Source organism: Nocardiopsis sp. CC223A, assembly GCF_030766825.1.
In the GTDB taxonomy this organism is placed as follows: domain Bacteria; phylum Actinomycetota; class Actinomycetes; order Streptosporangiales; family Streptosporangiaceae; genus Nocardiopsis.
The window spans coordinates 67,342-88,030 of sequence record NZ_JASFDV010000003.1 but is presented as its reverse complement, the minus strand read 5'-3'; the positions used below and the strand labels follow the sequence as shown (position 1 = coordinate 88,030).

Here is a 20,689-nt window from a genome sequence, read left to right as displayed (position 1 = left end):
CGGGACCGGAATCCTCATGGCCGCCCGCCCGGCACCGCCCCGGAGCGCGGGCCGCGTCCCCTACTTGTCGTTCTCGAAGGCGGCCACGGCTTCGCCGTCCGCCCCGTCGGGGTCGAGGATCGTCCGCAGGGCGGCGGCGATGGCGGACTCACCGAAGGCGTCCACGTCGTGCAAGGTCCATCCCGAGATGGGGACCTCGGGCAGGTACCCGACCGGTTCCTGGATTCTCACCGTCCACTCTTCCCCGCACCTGGGCAAGTGCGATGTTCGACGACTTTCGGAAACCATTGTCGCGTGCTTCCCGTGAACTTTCCAGCCCTCTTCCCCACTGTCCTTCCAGTAGTCGATGTCCTACCCTGAAGTCCACCTGTCTTCAGCAATACGCCGGGAATCGGAACGACCGAACCACGACCCGCCCCAAACCGGAATCAGAAGAGAAGTTTCCGGTGTGACATATGTGAATCCGGAGGATAACCGAGTGACAGATGTGCACAGGCCGAAGAGCAACCGGACCTCCGAACGCCTTCCCGAGGTCTGGGGCGGGGTGCCATCACGCAGCAAGAACTTCACCGGACGCACCCGGCAGCTCGAACAGCTCAGGGCGGGGCTGATGAACCAGATCACCGCCGTGGTCCCGCACGCGCTCCACGGCTACGGCGGTGTCGGCAAGACCCTCATGGCGGTGGAGTACGCCCACCTCTACCGGCACGAATACGACGTGGTGTGGTGGATCAACGCCGACCAGCCGGGTCTGGTGCGCTCATCCCTCGCGCACCTGGCCCCCTACCTGGGCCTGCCCGGAGCGAACTCCTCCGGCATCGAGGAGGCCTCCGAGAACGTCCTGGACGCGCTCCGCCGGGGGGAGCCGCACCGCAGGTGGCTCCTGATCTACGACAACGCCGACGAACCCGAGGACCTGCACAACGTCATCCCCGAGGGCGGGGAGAGCGGGCACGTGCTCATCACCTCCCGCAACCACCGCTGGGAGGCGATCGCCGAGACCGTCTCCGTCGACGTCTTCCCCGAGACCGAGAGCGTGGAGTTCCTCAAGAAGCGCATCCCGCGCGGCATCACCCGCAAGGAGGCCGAGGAGCTCTCGGAGGCGCTGGGGCACCTCCCCCTGGCCCTGGAACAGGCCGGCGCCCTGCGCGCGGAAACGGGCATGTCCAACGCCGAGTACCTGAGGCTGCTCGCCGACCAGCCCGCCTCCCTGCTGCGCGAGGGCAAGCCGTCCGAGTACCCGGCGCCCATGACCGCCGCCTGGCAGTTGTCGGTGAGCAAGCTCCAGGAGAACCTGCCCGAGGCCACGGAGCTGCTCCGGAGCTGCTCGTTCTTCGGCCCCGACCCCATCCCCCGGGACATCTTCTTCCCGACGGAGGACGAGCGGGTCCGCCCGGTGATGGCGGAGCTGCTGAACAACCCCATCCGGCTGAGCCGCGCCATCGGCCACCTGGCCCGCTACGCCCTGATCCGGCTGGACAACGCCAACCGCACCATCCAGGTGCACCGGCTGATCCAGGCGCTGGTGCGCGCGGAGCTGAGCGAGGAGCAGCGGCGTCCCATCCGCGAGGAGGTCTGGGTCCTGCTGGCGGCGGCCGCTCCGCCCAACCTGGTCGACCCGAACTCCCGTGCGCGTTATCTCGACCTCATCCCGCACCTGAACCCTTCGGGCGTCGCCGAGAGCGACTTCCGCGACGTCCGCCAGTTCGCCCTGGGCGTCCTGGACTTCCTGTACGCCTCGGGGAACTACTCGATGGTCGAACGCTACGCGAGCGGCTTCATCGACCGCTGGACGGCGGACTCCGGCCCGAACATCCCGGAGGTGCTGGAGGCCCAGATCAAGTACGGCAACCGGCTGCGCGAGTCGGGCCGGTACCAGGAGGCCTACGACCTGAACAGGTCACTGCTGGGGCGGGCGGAGGAGAACCTGGGGCGCAGCCACCCCCTGACCCTGATGGCGCTCTCGGGCCTGGGCGCCGACATGCAGGCGGCAGGGGACTTCCACCAGGCGCGGACCCACGCCGAACAGACCCTGGAGCTCCACCAGGAGGCCCTGGGGCCCACCGACCCCGCGACCCTGCGCGCCATGCACAACCTGTCCATCGACTACACGCTCACCAGCGAGTTCGAGAAGGCCAGGGAACTCAGCGAGCGCGTCTACCTGCTGCACAACCGGCAGACGCGAACGCCCGGGTCACCGATCCTGCTGGCCTACCTCACGGGCCTGTCCATCGTCATGCGCCTGCTGGGGAACTACACCGAGGCCTGCGACCTGGGAGAGGACGCCCTGGCCTACGGGCGCGATCAGCTCGGCGCCGACCACCCGCGCACGCTCCGGGTCCAGATCGACCTGGCCACCTCCCTGCGGTTGCAGGGGGACGTGGACCATGCCCTGGACCTGGCCCAGGACGGCCATTCCCGGCATCTGCGGCTGTACGACCTGGACCATCCGCACACGCTGGCCGCGGCGATGTGCCTGGCCAACACCTGGCGCATGTCCGGGGCGCTGAGCGAGGCCCTGCAACTGGCCGAGGACACCGACCGGCGCTACGACAGCGTCTACGGTGCCGCCCACCCCTACAACCACGGCTGCACCAGCAACGTCGCCCTCCTGTACAGGATGCTGGGAGACCCCGAACGCGCCCGGCAGCTCAACGAGAAGTCCCTGGCCGGCCTGGAGGCCAAACTGGGCCGCGACCACCACTTCTCCCTGGGTGTCGCCCTGAACCTGGCCGGCGACCTGGCCGAACTCGGGGACTCCAAGAACGCGGCCCTGCTGGGAAGGGGCACCCTGCGGCGGCTTCGCACGCTGCTCGGCGAGGAGCACCCGCTGGCCCTCAACTGCGCCGCCAACCTCTCCCTGGACCTGCGGGCCGAGGACGAGGCCGAGCAGGCCGAGGCGCTGCGCGAGCAGATCGAGCCGCTGTTCGTCCGGGTCCACGGGCGCGAGCACCAGTTCACCCAGGCCTTCCTCAGCGGACGGCGGCTGCACTTCGACTTCGACCCCATCCCGATCTGACCCCGGGTCCGGCCGCGCGTCCCGGGGCGCGCGGCCGGTCCCGGTGCACGACCCGGCTCGGGGGGACCGGGCTCCGGGGGAACGGGGCGGATCAGATCGCCTCCTCCCTGACACGGGCCACGTCGGCGGCCACGGTGCGGTGGACGTGGGTGATCAGGCGCGCCAGGTCGGCGCAGTACACGGACGGGTTACGGAACCCGGTGCCGCTCCGGTAGCGGTGTGTGTACAGGCCGCCGCCGCACACGCGGACCAGGGGGCAGGCCGTGCAGGTGCCGCTCAGAGCGCGCAGGCCGATCTGCCGGGCGACGATGCCCGGTGAGTACAGGGCCTCGGCGAAGCTGTGGGTGAGGGTGTGGAAGGGGGTGGCGGCCGCCCCCTCCGCCACGGCCTTGAGGGTGTCGACCTGTTCGATCGACCCGTCGGTCTCGACCACCGCCATGGCGGCCGGGGAGAGGCCGATGGTCTCCGTCCGCGAGTGGGAGCCCAGGACGAGTCGGATGATCTCGGTGAACAGGCGGATGTCGGTCTCCCGCACGGGTGCCCCGTACCAGCGGTCGAAGACGGCGACCAGCCAGTCGCCGTAGGGGGTGCCCTCCCCGGTCAGCCCTGGGGGCGGCGCGTCCCAGGTGCCGTGGGGCAGCAAGAGGTCGACACCGGGCGGGTCGAACTCCAACAGTGCCTCGTAGGTGGTGACGGGGTCGGACTCCAGGTCGATGGTGGCGAGCAGCCCGGAGAGCAGGCGGCGACCGTTGAGGCGCTCCAGCCCGGCCCTGACCTCGGCATGGGTGCCGCGCCCGTTGGCACGGCGGCGGTGGCGGTCGTGGTCCGCCTCGGCACCGTCGACGCTGACGCCGACGCGGATCCCCTCCTCCTCGAACAGGTCGAGGAAGGCGTCGTCGATGAGGACGCCGTTGGTCTGTAGACGCAGGGACACGTGCACGTCGGGGTCACAGGTCTTGTGCAGGGCCGCGGCGACGTAGCGGAGGTGGTCCGCCCCGGCCAGCAGGGGCTCGCCGCCGTGGAGGATGACGTCCACCCGGGAGCGGCCGTGGGCGCGGGCGTGCTCGGCGATGCGTTCGGCGACCTTGTCGACGATCGGCCGGGCCATCCGCCGCGGCTGACGGCGCCATCCCTGGTCGGCCATCTCGTACATGTAGCAGTAGTCGCAGGCGAGGTTGCAGCGGCTGTGGACCTTGAGGATGAACTGGAGGAAGGGTGTGGGGCGCCACCCCTGGGCGAGCAGGTCCTGCACGTCCAGCCCGGCGGGCCATTCCTCCTGGTGGGGACGGGCTGTCGTGACGAGGTCGTCGGCCACGAGGTGTCCTCCTGAGGCAAAAGCACACGAAAAGGGGGAACAGGACCGATTCCCTTCCCTATGTGCTCATATGTGAGCGGGGTCAAACCTTGCTCTCGGACGGTGCCGTCGGATGATCCGCACCGGCGAACACCTCACCCCGGTGGGAGCGCGGAAGGAGAACGTTCGCCTTTCTCTTTTATTGGAACGGTTTCATCACGTTAAAAGATACTTAATACCTTTGCCACCGATAACACCGCCGACCACCCCTATCACCCCCTTCGTTCCTACCGTGGGATGATGACCCGGATCAGCCTGCGCATCATGTCCCTGCTGACCGCGGCGACCCTGGCCCCGGCCGCCTGCGCCATCCCTCGGGCGGAACACACCGCCGACGGATCCCCACCGAGCCCCTCCCCCTCGGCGCACGTCCCCCGCACCCTGAGCGTGATCGGCGGCGGCGACGTGCTGGTGCACCCCTCGGTCTGGGAGCAGGCCCGGCGGGACGGGGGCGGCGAGTTCGACTTCGCCCCCCTCTTCTCCGGCGTCGCCCCCGCGCTGGAGGGCGCCGACCTGGCCCTGTGCCACCTGGAGGTGCCCCTGGCCCCGGAGGAGGGGCCCTTCGACGGATACCCCGTGTTCAGTGCTCCCCCGCAGGTCGCCCAGGGGCTCGCCGACTCCGGTTACGACGGCTGCTCGACCGCCTCCAACCACACCCTGGACAACGGCGAGGCCGGGGTGGTCCGCACCCTGGACGCCCTGGAGGCGGCCGGGCTGGGCGCGGCGGGCAGCGCCCGCACCGAGGAGGAGTCGCGGGATCCGCGGATCCACCGGGTGGAACCCGCCGACGGGGGCGACCCGGTACCGGTCGCGCACCTGTCCTACACCTACGGCTTCAACGGATTCCTGCCCCCGGAGGGCAAGGAGTGGATGGCCGACCTCATCGACGAGGAGGCGATCCGCGCCGAGGCCGCGCTGGCCCGGGAGCAGGGCGCGCAGATCGTGGTGCTGTCGATGCACTGGGGCACCGAGTACATGCACCAGGCCGACGAGCTCCAGCTGGGGCTGTCCGACCTGGTCACCTCCCCCGACATCGACCTGATCCTGGGCCACCACGCGCACGTGGTGCAGTCGGCGCAGCGGATCGGCGGCGAGTGGGTGGTGTACGGGCTGGGCAACCAGATCGCCGGGCAGTCGTCGCCGCCCATCGACTCGCGCCGCGAAGGCGTCCTGGCCCGGGTGGAGTTCACCGAGGTGGAACCCGGGGTGTGGGAATCGTCCGCGTTGGAGATCCGGCCGACCTGGATCGCCCTGGATCCGCTGCGCGTGGTGGACCTGGCCGACGAGCTGGCCTCGCCCGACCCGACCGAGTACGAACGGGAGGTGTACCGGGCGGCGGTGGAGCGGATCACCGGGTACGTCGACGGCCTGGGGGTGAGCGCCGACCCGGGGTTCTCCGTGGCCGGCTGAGGGGCCGGGCCCGGTGCGCGGAACCGGTGCGTTTTCGGTGTTCCCGGCACCGGGAGGTCCCGCGCACGGCTAATCTGAAGCCGTGAGTACCACCACTTTCGGTGAGGGGGCGATGACCCGGGGCGTCGCCTCCGCGGTGCGGGCCTGCCTCGACTGGGCGGGGGACACCGACGCCGGCCCCGCCCCGGATCCCGGCGCCCTGGCCCTGCTGCTCACCGCCCACCAGGACCTCGGGGCGCCCGACCCCGGTGACTGGTCCGTCGACGACGTGCGGGAGGTGGCGCGCGCGGTGCGCGCCGGGGCCTACCCCCTCGACGGCCTGCACGGCGCCGGCGGGCCGGACGAGGGCGCCGAGATCCTGCGCTCGACCTGGCTGGCCTGGTGCGATCACCTGGTCGACCAGGGCGGTCTGCTCTCCGACGAGAGCCCGCGGCGGCTGCGGGCCGCCGTCGAGGAGGTCGACCTGGCCCCGTGGTGCGACACCGGACCCGCACCGGTCCCGCCGGCCGCACCGGTGCTGGCGGACCGTTTCGAGGAGGCGCCACCGCGCCCGGTCACCCCCGCCGAACCAGGGGACCTCGACGACGCCGCCCGCCGCTGCCGCACCCTGGCCGACGCCGCCCGCCTGACCGTGTGGGTCGACCGGGGCAGGGTGCTGCGCCCCGACCCCGAGGGCCGCGACGCGCTGTGCGCCGAGGACGTGCTGTCGGCCGCCGCGCACCTGGAGACGTCACCGGCCGACATCGACCACCTGTTCTCCGTGGCCCGCGCCGCCCGCCTGCTGCGCACCACCTACACCCGGGTGCTCACCGGGCGCGCCGCCTACGCCTGGTCCTCGGGGGTGCCCGGGGCGGTCGCCGACGCCTGGGCCGACGCGCTGCCCGCGATGACCGCGGAACACGGCACCGCCGCGCTGCTGGTGCTCACCGACCTGTTCCTGTCGGGCCGGGCGCGCACCGCCGCCGAGGTGGCCGCCGGCTACCGCGACCGGGGCGGGACCGGCCCCGAGCAGGTGAGTGCGGCCCTGGAGGCGCTGGCCGACCTCGGCGCGGTGCACCGCGCCGACGGGCGGTTCCGCATCGCCCGGCTGGGAGACCACGCCATGGTGCGCCAGCTGCAACGGGCGGGCGCCGCCGTACGGGTGACCCCCGCCATCGCCGACATGGGCGTCCGCGAGGTGCTGGCCCTGCTGGAGGAGGGCCGCCCGGTGGACACCGACGGACTGTTGGAGCGGTGGGCCCGAAACCGCGACATCGGCGCCGTCACCGGAGAACTGCTCCAGGCCTGCACCGAACCCCGGGCCTGGCACCGGCGCAGGCGGGTCTTCGCGCTGCTGGCCGGGCGGGGCACGGACCCGGAGACCGACCTGCGCGCCCACCTGAACCACCCGGTGCTCGGCGGGTGGGTGCGGCGGCTGCGGCCGGGACCCCCCGAACCACCGACCTCCCCGGTCACCGCGTGGGCTCTGCTGGACGACTACGCCGCGCTCGCGGAGGCGGGGCTCCCCCTGCCCGCCGGCGACCGGGAGCGGCTGGCCCCGCACGCCTCCCGCTTCGTCCGTTCGGTGCGCTCGTCCGGGCACCCGGCCGCCGACGGCGTCCTGGACCGCCTGGCCGACGGGGAGCTGGGGCTGGACCTGGCCCGGGCGGCCCGCCGGGCGCGCGCCGACTGACCGGCCGGGTGCAGCGGCCCGGGCCGCTGTGCCCGGGCCCCGACCGCCTCAGTCCTTGATCACCAGTTCGTAGGTGAGCAGCTCGACGTCGGGCAACGGCGACCAGTCGCGTTCGGGCACCCGGACGAACCCGCGGGCCCGGTAGACGTACTGGGCCGAGAGCATCTGCGGCTGGGTGGACAGCAGCAGCCGGGAGACCCCCTCCTCACGGGCCCGCTCCACCAGCGCGTTGACCAGGGCACGGCCCACACCCCGGCCCCGGGCCTGGGGGGCGACCGCGAACGCGCGTATCTCCGCCTCGTCCGCGCCCCGGGCGATCTCGCTGCGCGGGGACCAGGGCTCGAACATGATCGTCCCCAGCAGGCGACCGCCGTCCTCGGCGACCAGGACCTCGCCCTCACCGTCGGCGCCCAGCAGCCGCAGCGTATCGACGTAGACCGGGTTGACATCCAACAGTCCGTCGGCCGTATAGGCGATCACCCGCAGCTCGCTGACGGCGCTCATCTCATCGGGAAGTACTCGACGCACGATCATGGTCGTCATTCAACATGATCGGAGGGGCAGGGGTGTGGGTCCGCCGCGCCTCCCAAGACGCCGAAAACGTCACCGTGAGTGACTTTTTACGTGGGTTCATCCCCTGCCCGGATCACACGTGTCCCCCCTTCGGACGGGGTATCCGCACCCGGCACGGGAGAGCGACCGTCACGGAACGCGTTCGCGGCCGTGCCGCGCGGGACCCGCGGCGGCGGCGACCGGGAGGGTTGTCCACAGGCCTCCGGCACGATCCCGCAACCCGTGCCACCATTTCCGGAAAAGCCCTCCGGAAGGTGCCGCACATGACCACCGACACCGGTCACCCTCCCGTCGTCCGCCTCCTCAGCGACACCGCCGTCCTCCCCCGCGGCGGCTGCCCGGCGCACCGCCGGGTGCGGGCGGACCTCGCCCTGGGCCCCGCCCGCCACCGGCCGCGGGAGGTGCCCGTCGCCGTCCTGCACGCGGTCCTGGACCTGGTCGAGCACCGGGGCTGGTCGTTGGAGCGGGCCTGCGCCCATCCGCCCCCGCCGGGGCGGCCGCCGGTCACCGTGCTGGGCGAGCGGGTGCCGCCGGTGCACGAGGGGGTGCGCCGGTGGGTGCACCACGCCGCCCGCACCCACCTGGCGGCGACCGCGGGACGCACCCCTGTCCCCGACTTCCGGGTCCGCCAGTACATGCCCGAACGCGGATCCCGGCACCGCCGCCCGTACGAGGTGCGCGCCACCGGCCGCTGCTATGCCCTCGGCACGGCCCGCGAACTGTGGGTGCCGGTACCGGGCCGGCTGCGCCGGGCGCCCGCCGACGCGGGGGTCGCGGTCGCCGCGTACGTGCTGGCCACAGGGGCGGCGGTCGACCGGGCGGCCTACGCCGCGGCCCCGGAGCGCTTCCACGGCGGTGTCCCGTATCCGATGCGCCGCCGCGACGACCCGCCCGAGCGGGTGCGGGTGATCCGCGTGTCGTGCCTGGACGGCGCCACGCAGGTCCGGTTCGACGGCACCGCCGCCGACGCCGAGGCGCTGTTCACCGCCCGGGGCCGCGAGGGGCTGCGCTCCGCCCTGGTCGGCGGCGCCCGTGCCCCGGGCGCCGACTGCCTGACCTGCGGTGTCCGCAGCGGCTGCGGCCGACTGCCCCGCGCCCCGGGACTGCTGGGCCTGGGACCGGCCCCGGAACGCCGTTCCTGGTCCCCGTCCATCGCCCGCGAACACGCCCTCTGCCCGGCCCGCGCCCACTTCCGCACCCTGGGCCTTCCCCCCGCCCCGACCGGTACGGCCGGCGCGGCCGTGTCCCCGGCGGCATCCGGGCAGGCCGGGACCGGCGCCGGACCACCGGGGGCACGCGTGTCCGCGAAGACCACCGGAGGTGTGCGTCCGGAGGCGGGCGGCACGGACGGCGGCGGGGAGCCGCCGCCGGGCGGGCGCGCGGACGGGGTCGTGGCGGGGGCGGTGCGGGCCTGGTTGGAGCGGGCCCACGAGCGGCTGCCACGGCGGGCCTGCGAGCCCGCCGACCTGCCGGTGGACCCCGCACGATGGGCGTGCGCCGGACGGCGGCTGTTCGGCGAGCGGGCCCGGCGGGCCGCCGCCGTGCTCGCCGCGCACATCCCCGTGTGCCCGCTGCGCGACCTTCCCGCGGGCGACCACGTGCGCTCCGGACCCACCCTGACCGCCGACGACACCGCGGCCGACGTGCTGGTGGTGTACCGCACCGACGTCCTGCACCACCGGCGCGGCTCCTGGGTCCACCGCAGTGTCCTGATCTCGGAGGAGGGTCCGCCCGAGGCGACCGGACCCGCACTGTTCGCACAGGATCCGCGCGCCGCCCTGGGGGTGCTGTTGTTCGCCTCCGGGGTGATCTCCGCCGGTCCCGAACCGGCGGTGGAGGTGGAGGTCCTCACCCCCGACGGCGCCCGCGTCGACGTCATCGACCCGGCCTCGCCATCGGCCCTGGCGGCCGCCGAGCGCACCGTTCACGCCCTGGCCGCCCCCTGGCACCGCGACCGGGAACACGCTCCCGTGCCCGGACCGGCCTGCCGGACCTGCCCCTACCGGGGGTGGTGCCCGCAGGGGGAGGGCGTGTCCCCGTGACCCGGCCCCGCGCGCCACCACGACGACCGGCGCCCCCACGGCGCCCTATACCGGACGCCCCGGTCCGGCGGAACGGTTATTCGGATTACGGGTGGCACCCGGGATTCCCGCCGACAACAGCCCCCGACACCACGAATACCGCTAGTCTCCTTGCCATGACGCAGCACTACGAGACCCCGGGGACGGCCCCCGCCGGTCAGGTCCAACAACCACGGTTCCACAGGCCCAATCCGGACCTGGCCGCGGCGATGGAATGCGTCCGCTGCCACGAGGACGGTGTGATCAACCCGCCGGGGTGGCCGCCCAAGCCGCCCAAGCGCCGGGAGGGGCCGCCCCCGCCGACCCCGCACCCCAACCGGGACCTGCCCATCACCCTGCACAAGATGGAGTTCCTGAGGGAGGTGTGGACCTACGTCGCCGCCAAGCAGGTGGGCAGCGACCCCGACAGCCGTTACCTCGCCTTGGTCTGCGCCCTGCGGGGAGCGATCCGCGGCGCGGTCTACCTGCTCGGCCAGGACATGCGGATCCTGCGCCTGGAGGATCCGCACGCCTCGCTCAGCGACCTGATCGCCTCGGGCTGGCTGGTCACCACCCCCGAGCGGGTGATCGAGTCCCACCCCTCCGACCCGGCGCTGTGCGACCTGCCCGACCTACAGGGCAACCCCTGGAACATCGGCCAGGGGGTGCGTTCGCGCGCCTCGGGCTGGGTGGGCCGGGCGATGGGGCACAAGAAGATGCGCAAGAAGCCCAACCGGCTCCGGCTGACCGGCGCCTACCTGGCGTCGCGCGCCCTGCCCGGCGGCCGCATCCGGGTCCCCCGGGTGGAGGTCACCGTGGCGTGTGCGCTGTCGGGCCCCGACGAGCTCACCGAGCTGCTGGAGTGGCTGGAGCGCATCGAGTGGATCGTGTCGGTCCGCGACGACGGCGCGGTCATCGAGGCGGAACTGGGCGAGACCACCGCCTGGCTGGCGCCCCTGGCCCCGCCCCCGCCGACCCCGCCCCGGACCTCCCCGGCGACGACACCGCTGGACGCCCCGGTGGCCGAGCGCGCCGACGAACTCCTGGGCGGGCGGGCGGCCGAGGTCGCCCACTGGGTGGGCGGATACCGCTCCGACCACGGGCACGGCCCGAGCTGGTCGACGGTGGCCGGGCACTTCGGCTGGCCGCCCCGGTCCGCCCCCGACCACGACGTCACCCAGGAGATCTTCGGACGCCTGGAGCGCGAGGGCTGGCTCACCGGGTTCGGGGTGCCCTTCGGCCTCAGACCGGGTGCGGCACTCGATCGCGAGAACGCCGCGTAGACCTTTCCCCGAGCGGCGGCGCCCCGCACCTCCGGTGCCGCCGCCACCGTCGGACCGCCCTCCGGCAGCCCCCGCGCGGAGGGCGGTCCGAGGTGGCGGGGTCCTCCGTGTCCCCCGTTCATGGAAGACCCTGCCACCGACGGTGCACGCGGCGCGCCCGGCCGCTGCCGCTGCGCACCCTTGGATCGTCCGCCGGACCGGTGAGGAACCTCCGGCGGATACCGTCCCTCTCATCTGGAGAAGGGGCACCGGCGGTCGGGTCTTCTCCATGTCCCCTGTTCATGTGGGGACCCGGCCGTCCCCGTCTCGCACGGGTTGAGGCAAAAGGTTCCACAGTGGCCTCATGTGGCCCCTGAGGAACCGGTGGCATAGACCTCACGTCAAAAGAAACGACCGACCCCGCCACGAGGGCGGGCGTCGATTCCGGTCCGTCGAGCCCCGAGTTTCCCCTGCTCACCCCTGACAGGACCACCCCTTCACCGGGGAATGCGGCGCCAGGCCACCGGCCACCCCGGGCGCCCAGTCCGTCCGGTCCTGACCGTCGGTGGGAGATCCGTCCCTCCCCCGCTCCGGTCCCCGGGCGCACCCTCTCCGCACGTCCCCGATCCCCGGCCCCGGGCCGTCACGGCACCAGGTTCCAGGAGGAGACCACCGGCCGGTCGTGCTCCCGGTCCAGCGTGCACACCGCCCCGGTCCCCAGCGAGAACAGCGCCCCCGCCCGGCCGTCCAGCCCCAGCCACCGCGCCGTGAGCACCCGCAGCACGTGCCCGTGCGCCACCAGCACCGTGTCCGCCGCCCCCGGCTCCCCCACCTCCGCGGCCAGCGGCGCCAGCACCCGGTCGACCCGCGCCGCCACCTCCTCCACCTTCTCGCCGGGATGGTCACCGTCGCCCGGGATCACCCCGTCACGCCACAGGTCCCAGCCGGGCCGCTCTCGACGGATCTCCGCGGTGGTCACCCCCTCGTACCCGCCGTAGTCCCACTCCTGTAGGTCGGGGTCGGTCCGCGTCACGGTGAGACCGGCGAGTTCCGCGGTGCGCGCCGCCCGGCTCAGCGGGCTGGTGATCACCCGCCCGATCCCGCGCCCGGCGAGCAGCGGCCGCAGCTCCGCGGCCTGCCGCTCCCCCTCCCCCGTCAACGGGACGTCCGTACGGCCGGTGTGCCGCCGTCCCTTGCTCCACTCGGTCTGCCCGTGCCTGACCAGTACCAATGCGCCCATGGTCGGTGTTGTGCCCCGCCCCCGCCCGCGGCACTCCGCCCACCCGGTGCGAACACCGCCCGATCCCGCGCCCCAGCGGTGCGCCCGGCGCACCGCGCACCGCCGCCCACACCCCGTTACCCTGGTCTTTCGCGCCACCCGCCCGGGGCGGCGCACCCGACCCGGACCGACGACCCGAACGGACACGCGTGGCCACACACGGTTTCGCCGCCTACCGGCTGTGGGCGGCCCCGCCCGGCCGCCCGGACGACCACCCTCCGGTGGACCGCCTCGACGACGAGGGAACCGACCTGCTCGACCTCCTCCACGGCGCCGTGGACGAACTACAGGAGAGCCCGGTGACCGACCCCGAGCGCCGCTCCCACCTGTCGGTGGGCACCCACCGCCGGACCGGCGACCGCGAGATCGAGATCCGGTTGGACTACGGCAGGTTCGGCACCCCGGGCACCATCCGCAGCGTCGACGAGGACCGGGACCCCTACCACTACGGAGCGCAGGAGGCCGCCACCACCCACCTGCGCGCCCTGCTGGTGGTGCCCCGGGGCGGCGCGCACGCCCTGGCGATGACCGAACGCCACCAGGGCCGCGGCGCCGGGACCATCCTGCTGGACCACCTCAAGCGGTGCGTGGACGCCCGGCTGGGCGGGCGCCTGTCGCTGCGCTGCGCCCCGCTGTCGGACTCGGCCGCCTACCGCAGGTTCCTGGAGAGCGCCCACGCCGTGAAGGTGGAGGTCGTGGAGGTCACCCGCGGCGCCGACCTGTTCAACCTGGAGGACCCCCGGCCGATGGGGACCTTCCGGCACGTCCTGACCCCGCCGCCGGGGCAGCGCCACCTGCCCGCCCCGCTGACCGAGCAGATCCTGGCCCGCCGGGTGGACCTGGCGGGGCTGTTCCACCTGCGCAGCGCGGACAACGTCACCGAGGTGCGGCTGACCCTGCGCGACGGGGCCCGGCAGAAGACGGTGGTCCTGGACGGCGGCGGGACGGCTCCGCCGCTGACCCACCTGCTGGCCGAGGACGGGGCGCCGCGCCCCTCCGACGACGCGGCCTACCGGCGCATGCGCGAGGTCGCCGCCGAGGCCCCGCTGCCGTGGGCCGACCCGACCCCGCCCGCCGCCGGAGCCCTGCTGCCCGACTGAGCAGACCGGACCGTCACCGGGGTGCGGGGCATCAGCGGTTCCGGCGGTGGCGGTGCCCACCCGCCGACGGCCACGGCACCGGACCCCCCGACCCGGCGGACCCCTCAGGCGGTGCGGTCCCGGACCGGGTCCGGCCCCAGGGCCTCCCGCAGCCGCTCCCCCTCGCCCGGTTCCAGCCCCTCCCGGGCGCACGCCTCGGCCAGCGCCCGGTCCAGACGCGCCGACCGGCGGGCCACCGCGTCCGGATCGGCGCCGGGCAGCCCGGCCACCGCGCACCCCAGTGTGTACACCACCTCGTCGAACGCGGCGTCGTCGGCCAGCGCCGCCCGCAGCCACGGCCGCAGGGCACCGCGCACCCGCTCGTGCGCCCCGAACTCCAGCAGCGCGTACCAGGCCGAACCCAGCAGCCGCTCCCCCTCCTCCCCGGGTTCGCGCAGGTGCCGGGCCAGCAGCACCGGCACCCCGTCGGCCTCGGCCGCCGCCAGGCCCTCCAACAGGCGCACCCCGGCGTCGGCCCGCACCGGCGAGGTCGCCTGGGTGTTCCAGGGCAGCGCCCCGCCGATCCACTCCAACGCCGCCCGCACCAGCGCCGGGTGCAGGCCCTCGTGGCGGGCCAGATCCCGCAGCGCCGCCTCCGCGTCCTCGTCCACCTCCACCAGCCACTTCAGCCGGGTCAGCGCGCCCACCGGGTCGGCCTTGCCGTATTCGGCGCACACCCGCGCCACCACCCGGGCCGTCACCACCGACGCGGGCGCACGGGCCTCCTCGTACAGGCGCTCGCGCAGCGCCCGCGCGAACCGGGGGTGCACCAGCGCCGCCGAGGACAGCGCCACCACCGCGTCCACCAGGTCCGGCTCCCCCACCCAGGCGTCGAACAGGCCCACCAGCGCGGCCGGGGCGCAGCACCGGTCGAACAGCGAGAACAGCCGGGCCCCGATCCGGTGCGCGGTCTCCCCGCCGCGGCGCACCGCCTCGGCGGCCGCCCACCGCACCAGGGCCGACCGCACACCCGGATGCTCGGCCCACAGGTGCTCCAACACCCTGTCGGCGCGGTCCTCCCGCTCGAAGAGCACCTCCCCGGCGGCGGTGCGCCGCGCCCCCACCCGCTCCAGGGTGGGGCCGACACCGATCCCGGCGATGCCGTCGGTCTCACGGGGCGCCACCCCCAGTTCCTCGGCCAGGCCGCGGGCGCCCGCCAGGGCGGCCTCGACCGGTTCCCCCTCCAGGACGGCCAGCGCCGCGACCACCACCCGGTTCCACACCCCGTCGGGCCCGGTGGTGCCGGCGAACCAGGCGGCGACCTCTCCGCCGCCCCGGTGCCGCTCCCGGATCAGGGCGACCTGCTCCCGTTCGCCCGCCCCGCGCTCGCGGCCGGTGAGCACCGCGTGTGCGCTCCGGGCCAGGGCGGCCGCCTCCCCCGGGGTCGCGCCGCGCAGCATCCCGCACCCGTCGAGCTCGCGCGCCCAGCGCGCCGCCCGGTGGCGATCGCCCAGCAGGCGCCCCAGGTGCGCGGCCAGCACCTCCCGGCGTTCGGGCGGCCGGGCCCGCAGGTGCACGGCACCCGGGATGGGGGCGAGGTCCCACTGCCCGGGTTCGGCGATCACCACCAGCGCCGCACCGCCGTGGGCGGCGACCCCGGCGAAGCCCCCCAGCGCGCGCAGGAACACGTCCGGCAGCGGGCCGGCCCCGGACACGTCCACCAGGTAGCCGCGCCCCTCCTCCGGCCACACCCCCTGGAAGGGGTCGTCCTCGTCGATGTCGACCGGCAGCGGCCGCACCACCAGCCCGGCCCGGGACAGGGCGGCCACCGCGGTGGCGGTGCGGCCCTCACCCGGCAGGCCCAGGACCACCCCGCAGCCGGGGCCGCCCTCGCGCAGCCCGGCGCACAGCTCCGCGAACCCGGTACCGTCCCCGGGCACGAAGGAGGAGGCCGTGAACTCCTGGTGCTCGCGCAGCAGCCAGCCCAGGCCGACGCGTTCGGAGGCGGTGAGCCGCACGTCCTCCATCACCAGCGCGCAGTGCAGGACACCCTCGACGCCGTCGCGCACCGCCAGCCGGCCCCGCCCGCCCTCCACCGGCAGCGCGGCGTCCAGCGGCGAGCCGGGGACGACGCGGACGAGCCCCTCACCCGAACCCGGCGCGACGGCCACGGACCCCTCCAACGAGCAACCTCCGGGCACCCGCACGCACCCTCAAGGACAGCATCGTAGGCCACGGGCGGACGCCGTGGGGCGGTGCCGGGGAATCGTCCGGCCGCCCGGCACCGGCCGGGACCGGGACCCCGGACAGGAGGCGGCGCGGTCAGGCCCCGGCGCCGGGGGGCGGCCACGCCTCCCCCTGGCGCTCGCTCCAGAACCGTCCGGCCGCCTCCAGCGCCACCAGGTCGTGGCCGTCCGGCTCCAGCCCGGCCTCGCCGCGCAACCGGGCCCGCCCCACCAGGGGACCGATGTCGTACACGCTCGCCCCCGCCAGGGACTCGCCCGGATGGGCCAGCAGCTCCCGGGCGGCGACGTTGTAGCAGTGCAGCGCCCGGACCGGGTCCCCGTCGCCCTCGAACAGGTCGGCCAGCAGCCCGGCCGGGCCCGGCTGTAGCCCCCCGGTCCGCAGCAGGTCCTCCACCATCCGCTCCGATTCCGTCGCCCGTCCCTGGTCGCGCAGGTCGCGGGCGATCTCGATGAGGGCGTACTGGGCGTCCTCGGGGGTGGGCGGATGGTCGCGCAGGGCCTCCAGCAGCCGCAGCCCCTGCTCGCGCTCGCCCTCGTGCAGCAGGTGCTCGGCGGTCTCCACCAGGATGGTGCCGGCCTCCTCCGGGTAGCACTGCAACTCCCGGAGCAGCCCCTCACGCAGATCGAGTTTCTCCAGGGTCTCCGCCAGGGCTGCGGGGACCGTTGCGGGGTAGGACGCCCCGATCGTGTCATCGGCCATGGAAACGAAGCTAGACCGCGCGGGGCCGCCGTGTGGGGTGTTCGTCCGAATCGGGACCCACGCCTCCGACCCCGGTTCCGGAATCCCCCACCCGGACCGCCGCATGTGAATCCGATCAACCACGCTTTCGGATGTGCCCGGACCGGTGTTCGGAACCGCATGTGTACACTCGTGACCTGTTCGTTCGCCAGCGTGGATGGGACGGTTCATGGACACCGGTGACGTGGAGGTGACCTCGGCCGACATCGCCAGGATCGCCGGGGTGAAACCCACAGCGGTCAGCAACTGGCGGCGCCGCCACGACGACTTCCCACGCCCGGTCGGCGGCACCGACCGCAGTCCCCGCTTCGACCTCGCCGAGGTGGAACGCTGGCTGTCCGCCCACCGGGGCGCCCCCACCATCGACCCCGACCAGCGCCTGTGGCAGGCCGTGGACTCCCTGCGCTCCTCCATGCCCGCCGAGTCCGCCCTGGCCTGGGTCGGGGTCCTGCTGCTGCACCTGCACCGCCACCACAGCCCGACCACCGCCGAGGCCACCGACCCCGCGGCCCTGTTCGACGCCGCCCGCACCGGGTTCGCCGCGTCCCTGGCCGCCGCGGGCCTGGAACACCTGGCCGGGCCCGACGCCCCGCCCGACGCCCAACGGCCCGTCCTGGCGGACGCCGCCGTGCGCGCCGCCCACGGCAGCAGCCCCGCCCGGGCCTTCGAGCGCCTGCTGGCCCGCCTGGACCAGCGCGCCCCTTCCGGCTCCCACACCCTGCCGCCCGCCCTGGCCGACCTCATGGTCCGCCTGGCCGGCCCCGCGGGCGGCGACGGCACCGTCGCCGACCCCGCCTGCGGGCGCGGTGAACTCCTGCTCGCCGCGGGCCGGGCCGGACGCTCCCCGCTGCACGGACAGGACCGGGACGCCCCCTCCGCCCGGCTGGCCGCCCTGCGCGCCGGCTTCGCCGACCTGCTCGACCGCCGCCTGAGACTGGTGGTCGACGACGCCCTGCGCTCCCCCGCGCTGCCCGCGGACGGCGCCGACACCGTCCTGTGCGCACCGCCCTTCGGCGAACGCAACTGGGGCGCCGAGGACCTCGCCGAGGACGAACGCTGGGTGTACGGGGTCCCCCCGCGCCTGGAATCGGACCTGGCCTGGGCCCAGCACTGCCTGGCCCTGGCCCGCCCCGGCGGCTCCGTCGTCATGGTGATGCCGCCCGGCGCCGCCGCCCGCCCCTCCGGGCGCCGTATCCGCCGCGAGATGCTGCGCGCGGGCGCGTTCCGGGCCGTCGTCTCCCTGCCCCCCGGCCTGGCCGCCCACTACGCCGTCCCCCTGCAACTGTGGGTGCTGCGCCGCCCCGAACCCGGCCGGGCCCCCGGGCCGGTCCTGCTCGCCGACACCTCCCCCCACGACCCGGGCTCCCCCGGCGACGAGGCCTCCGTCGTCGCCCTCGTCGACCGGCTGTGGCGGAACTTCCTCGACGACCCCGCCGCGGTGGCCGAACCCGGCGTCGCCCGCAGCGTGGACGTGGTGGACCTGCTGGACGAGGACGTCGACCTCACCCCGCGCCCGCGCCTGCCCCTCCCCCGCACCGCCGCCGTGGACCCGGAGTCGTTCGCCCGCGACCGCCGCCGGGTGGAGTCCGCCCTGCGCACTCTGCGCACCCTGGTGCCCCACCCCCCCGAGGAGGAGCCCCGCCCCGAACCCACCCGGGTGGTCACCCTGGCGGAGCTGGCCAAGGCCGGGTCGGTGACGATCCGCCGCCCCGCCGCCCGCCGCTCCGACCCGGACCACCGGACCGGGGACGCCCGGATCACCGCCCGGGTGATCTCCGGCGAGGACGTCGCCCGGGGCCGCCCCGCTTCGGGCAGCCAGGAGGTCGACGCCGACCCCATGCGCAACCCCCCGGTGCAGGAGGGCGACGTGCTCATCCCCGCGGTGACCGCCCGCCCGATGGCCCGGGTGGCCACCGAGGCCGACGCAGGCGCCTACCCGGGGCCGGGCCTGTACGTGGTGCGCACCAACCCGGGCGCCGTCGACCCGTGGTTCCTGGCCGGGTTCGTCACCAGCACCGCCGAGAGCCGCACCATCGCCCGGGTCGGCAGCAGCATGCGCGGCAGCCTGCGCGTGGACCCGGCCCGGATGCGCCTGCCGGTCCTGCCGGTGGAGGAGCAGCGCCGCCACGGGGAGATGTTCCGGCAGGTGGCGCGGTTCCGCGACGCCCTGCACGAACTGGACGCCCTGGGCCAGGGACTGGCCGACCGGAGCGTGGACCTCATCGCGGGCCGCTGGGCCCCGGCCCCGCCCGCCCCCTGATGGGAGATAAGCCGGGTCGGTAAGACTTGGCTCCGTAGCCACCGGCAGGTGAGCACTACCGCCCCGGAAGCATCCGACTTCTAGGGTCAGACCGTGCCCCTGCCGGTAGGCCGGAAGGCCAGACCGCTGATGGGGTGGCGTGCCCGCCGGGACACCCGAAAGGGCCGGACCGCACCCGGCGGAACCGGCCGCCCTGCCCCTTTTCCCGTCGAACGCGCCGTTCGCCGCCCCCGCCGCCCGGGATTTCCGGACCAATGTCGTGGAAAACCGCCCGCGACCCCGCCTCGGGGCGATAGAGAAGGTGACGTCGGTTCCCTCCTCGTAAGGAGAATCCGGGAGTGGACACGCCCTCTCACCACCCGCCCCCGCCGGACCCGCCCCGGGTCTCGGCCCGCCCGGTGCGCCTGCACCCGCGAACGCAGCTGGCCTTCGCCGCCTCGCACTGCCCCCTGTACGCCAACGCCCTGGCCCTGGCCCGCTGGACGGGGCCCACCGTCCCGGTCACCGCCCGCGGCTTCCCCGACACCCCGCTGATCCGCGAGGCCGTGCGCACCCTCTCCCTGCGGCCCGCGAACCCCCCGGCGGACGGCCCCGCCGAGCCGGGCGGCGACCCGGCCTGCGACCCGCCCGCCCCCGCCTTCGCCCTGCCCTGGTGGGAGGCGGTCCGGCTGGGCATGGTCGAACTCGCCGCCGGACAGGCCCGCCCCGCACCCGACCTGGAGGAGCGGGCCCGCGATCCGAGACAGATCCTGCTGTGGTGGAGCGACATGTTCGAGACCACCGTCGAAGGCGCCCGCGGCGACCTGACCACCACCGAACCCGGCACCACCGGCCCCGACCTGCTCCCCCTGGTGCTGCGCTGCCTGTACGAGGCGCCCGACCGCTCCCGCGTCCCCCTCACCGACCTGATCGCCGCGCTGCTGGCCGACCCCGGCGCGGTCCCGGTGACGGCGCGGATCCGCCGCCGCCTGCCCGGCCTGCTCCTGCACATGCTGGGGCAGCTGGCCGAGACCGGGGCGGTCCACCTCGACCACCGCCGCCCGGGGAACGGCCCGTGCCTGGTGCGGCTCACTCCGCTGGGCCGCTACGGGGTGCGCCAGATCCTGCTGTCGGTGGGGGTCCCCGCCCCGCTCGTCGACGACATCGGAAAGGTGGAGGCCGGTGCGTTCCTCGACTCGCTGCGGTCCTTCTCCCCCGACGGGCGGATCATCGCGATCGACTCCTGGCTGGCCGCCCGGACCCCGGCGCGCGCCCTGCGGGAGATCTGCGAGGCCGTCGACCGGCCCGGGGCGGAACTGCGCCGCTGGGACGGCGCCACCGTCCTGGAACTGACCAGCTCGCACCTGGGCCCGCAACTGCGCGCCCTGCTGACCTGCGACCGCCCGCCCCTGACGCACCTGGCGGCGATCGTGCTGCTGGGTTCGCGGATGCTGCGCCAGGACGAGATCGACCGGATCATGGCCGGCCGCGGCCCGTGGGTGATCGTGGACATGCTCGCCGCCGCGCTGTCCGCCGGTGAGGACGGTCTGGCGGACTTCCTCGCCTCCCCGGCCACCGGCGGGCTGGAGTCCCTGATCCTGGACGACGTCGACCGGCTGCGCCGCACCGAGCACCCCGACACCGTCCGGGTCCTGGAGGCGCTGGGCCGCGTCCACCCCGACCCCGAACGGGCGGCCCGGTCCCGTACCGCCGCCTTCCTGGTCCGGGCACTGCGCCGCCCGGACCACCCGGGGTGA

At 74.7% G+C, this 20,689-nt stretch carries 14 protein-coding genes; 8 read left to right on the top strand and 6 right to left on the bottom strand.

Going from position 1 to position 20,689, the window contains the following annotated elements; all coding sequences use genetic code 11:
- Positions 1–60: 60 nt before the first annotated feature.
- On the bottom strand, positions 61–231 hold the full coding sequence (locus QJS33_RS02180; protein WP_306366130.1) for an FXSXX-COOH protein: 171 nt from the start codon (positions 229–231) through the stop codon (positions 61–63).
- 247 nt (positions 232–478) lie between these two features.
- Between QJS33_RS02180 and fxsT the strand changes: the two genes are divergently transcribed.
- Positions 479–3,019, top strand: coding sequence for an FxSxx-COOH system tetratricopeptide repeat protein (gene fxsT, locus QJS33_RS02175; protein WP_306366129.1), 2,541 nt, complete (start codon positions 479–481; stop codon positions 3,017–3,019).
- 91 nt (positions 3,020–3,110) lie between these two features.
- On the opposite strand, the gene QJS33_RS02170 is transcribed toward fxsT, so the two are convergent.
- Entirely contained in the window at positions 3,111–4,334 is a 1,224-nt protein-coding gene (locus tag QJS33_RS02170) for an FxsB family cyclophane-forming radical SAM/SPASM peptide maturase (RefSeq protein ID WP_306366128.1), read from the bottom strand.
- 279 nt (positions 4,335–4,613) lie between these two features.
- Here QJS33_RS02170 and QJS33_RS02165 point away from each other — a divergent pair, with 279 nt between their 5' ends.
- Together QJS33_RS02165 and QJS33_RS02160 are read left to right on the top strand one after the other, a co-directional pair.
- Positions 4,614–5,783 (top strand): CapA family protein, encoded by a 1,170-nt coding sequence (locus QJS33_RS02165; RefSeq protein WP_306366127.1) that lies wholly within the window; start codon positions 4,614–4,616, stop codon positions 5,781–5,783.
- A gap of 82 nt (positions 5,784–5,865) precedes the next feature.
- The gene (locus tag QJS33_RS02160; RefSeq protein WP_306366126.1) at positions 5,866–7,455 is read left to right on the top strand and encodes a hypothetical protein; all 1,590 of its coding nucleotides are present in this window, start codon (positions 5,866–5,868) and stop codon (positions 7,453–7,455) included.
- 48 nt (positions 7,456–7,503) lie between these two features.
- Here QJS33_RS02160 and QJS33_RS02155 read toward each other — a convergent pair whose 3' ends face one another.
- Positions 7,504–7,959, bottom strand: coding sequence for a GNAT family N-acetyltransferase (locus QJS33_RS02155; protein WP_306366187.1), 456 nt, complete (start codon positions 7,957–7,959; stop codon positions 7,504–7,506).
- A 332-nt stretch (positions 7,960–8,291) separates the two neighbouring features.
- On the opposite strand from QJS33_RS02155, the gene QJS33_RS02150 reads away from it, so the two are divergent.
- Both QJS33_RS02150 and QJS33_RS02145 read left to right on the top strand, forming a co-directional pair.
- The gene (locus tag QJS33_RS02150; protein WP_306366125.1) at positions 8,292–10,070 is read left to right on the top strand and encodes a hypothetical protein; all 1,779 of its coding nucleotides are present in this window, start codon (positions 8,292–8,294) and stop codon (positions 10,068–10,070) included.
- A gap of 155 nt (positions 10,071–10,225) precedes the next feature.
- A complete protein-coding gene (locus tag QJS33_RS02145; protein ID WP_306366124.1) occupies positions 10,226–11,371 on the top strand; it encodes a hypothetical protein in 1,146 nt (381 codons plus the stop codon).
- Positions 11,372–11,993: 622 nt separating this feature from the next.
- Here the strand turns inward: QJS33_RS02145 and QJS33_RS02140 are convergent.
- Positions 11,994–12,590 carry a histidine phosphatase family protein gene (locus QJS33_RS02140; protein WP_306366123.1) on the bottom strand — a complete coding sequence of 199 codons (597 nt, stop codon included), beginning with the start codon at positions 12,588–12,590 and terminating at the stop codon, positions 11,994–11,996.
- A 188-nt stretch (positions 12,591–12,778) separates the two neighbouring features.
- Between QJS33_RS02140 and QJS33_RS02135 the strand changes: the two genes are divergently transcribed.
- On the top strand, positions 12,779–13,729 hold the full coding sequence (locus QJS33_RS02135; RefSeq protein WP_306366122.1) for a hypothetical protein: 951 nt from the start codon (positions 12,779–12,781) through the stop codon (positions 13,727–13,729).
- A 104-nt stretch (positions 13,730–13,833) separates the two neighbouring features.
- Here QJS33_RS02135 and QJS33_RS02130 read toward each other — a convergent pair whose 3' ends face one another.
- Together QJS33_RS02130 and QJS33_RS02125 are read right to left on the bottom strand one after the other, a co-directional pair.
- Complete coding sequence (locus tag QJS33_RS02130) at positions 13,834–15,879, bottom strand: hypothetical protein (RefSeq protein ID WP_306366121.1); 2,046 nt, start codon at positions 15,877–15,879, stop codon at positions 13,834–13,836.
- Positions 15,880–16,030: 151 nt separating this feature from the next.
- Positions 16,031–16,654 (bottom strand): hypothetical protein, encoded by a 624-nt coding sequence (locus QJS33_RS02125; RefSeq protein ID WP_306366120.1) that lies wholly within the window; start codon positions 16,652–16,654, stop codon positions 16,031–16,033.
- Between the two features lie 208 nt (positions 16,655–16,862).
- On the opposite strand from QJS33_RS02125, the gene QJS33_RS02120 reads away from it, so the two are divergent.
- Positions 16,863–18,953: an N-6 DNA methylase gene (locus QJS33_RS02120; RefSeq protein ID WP_306366119.1), complete on the top strand. Its 2,091-nt coding sequence runs from the start codon at positions 16,863–16,865 to the stop codon at positions 18,951–18,953.
- Between the two features lie 338 nt (positions 18,954–19,291).
- Positions 19,292–20,689, top strand: coding sequence for a hypothetical protein (locus tag QJS33_RS02115; protein WP_306366118.1), 1,398 nt, complete (start codon positions 19,292–19,294; stop codon positions 20,687–20,689).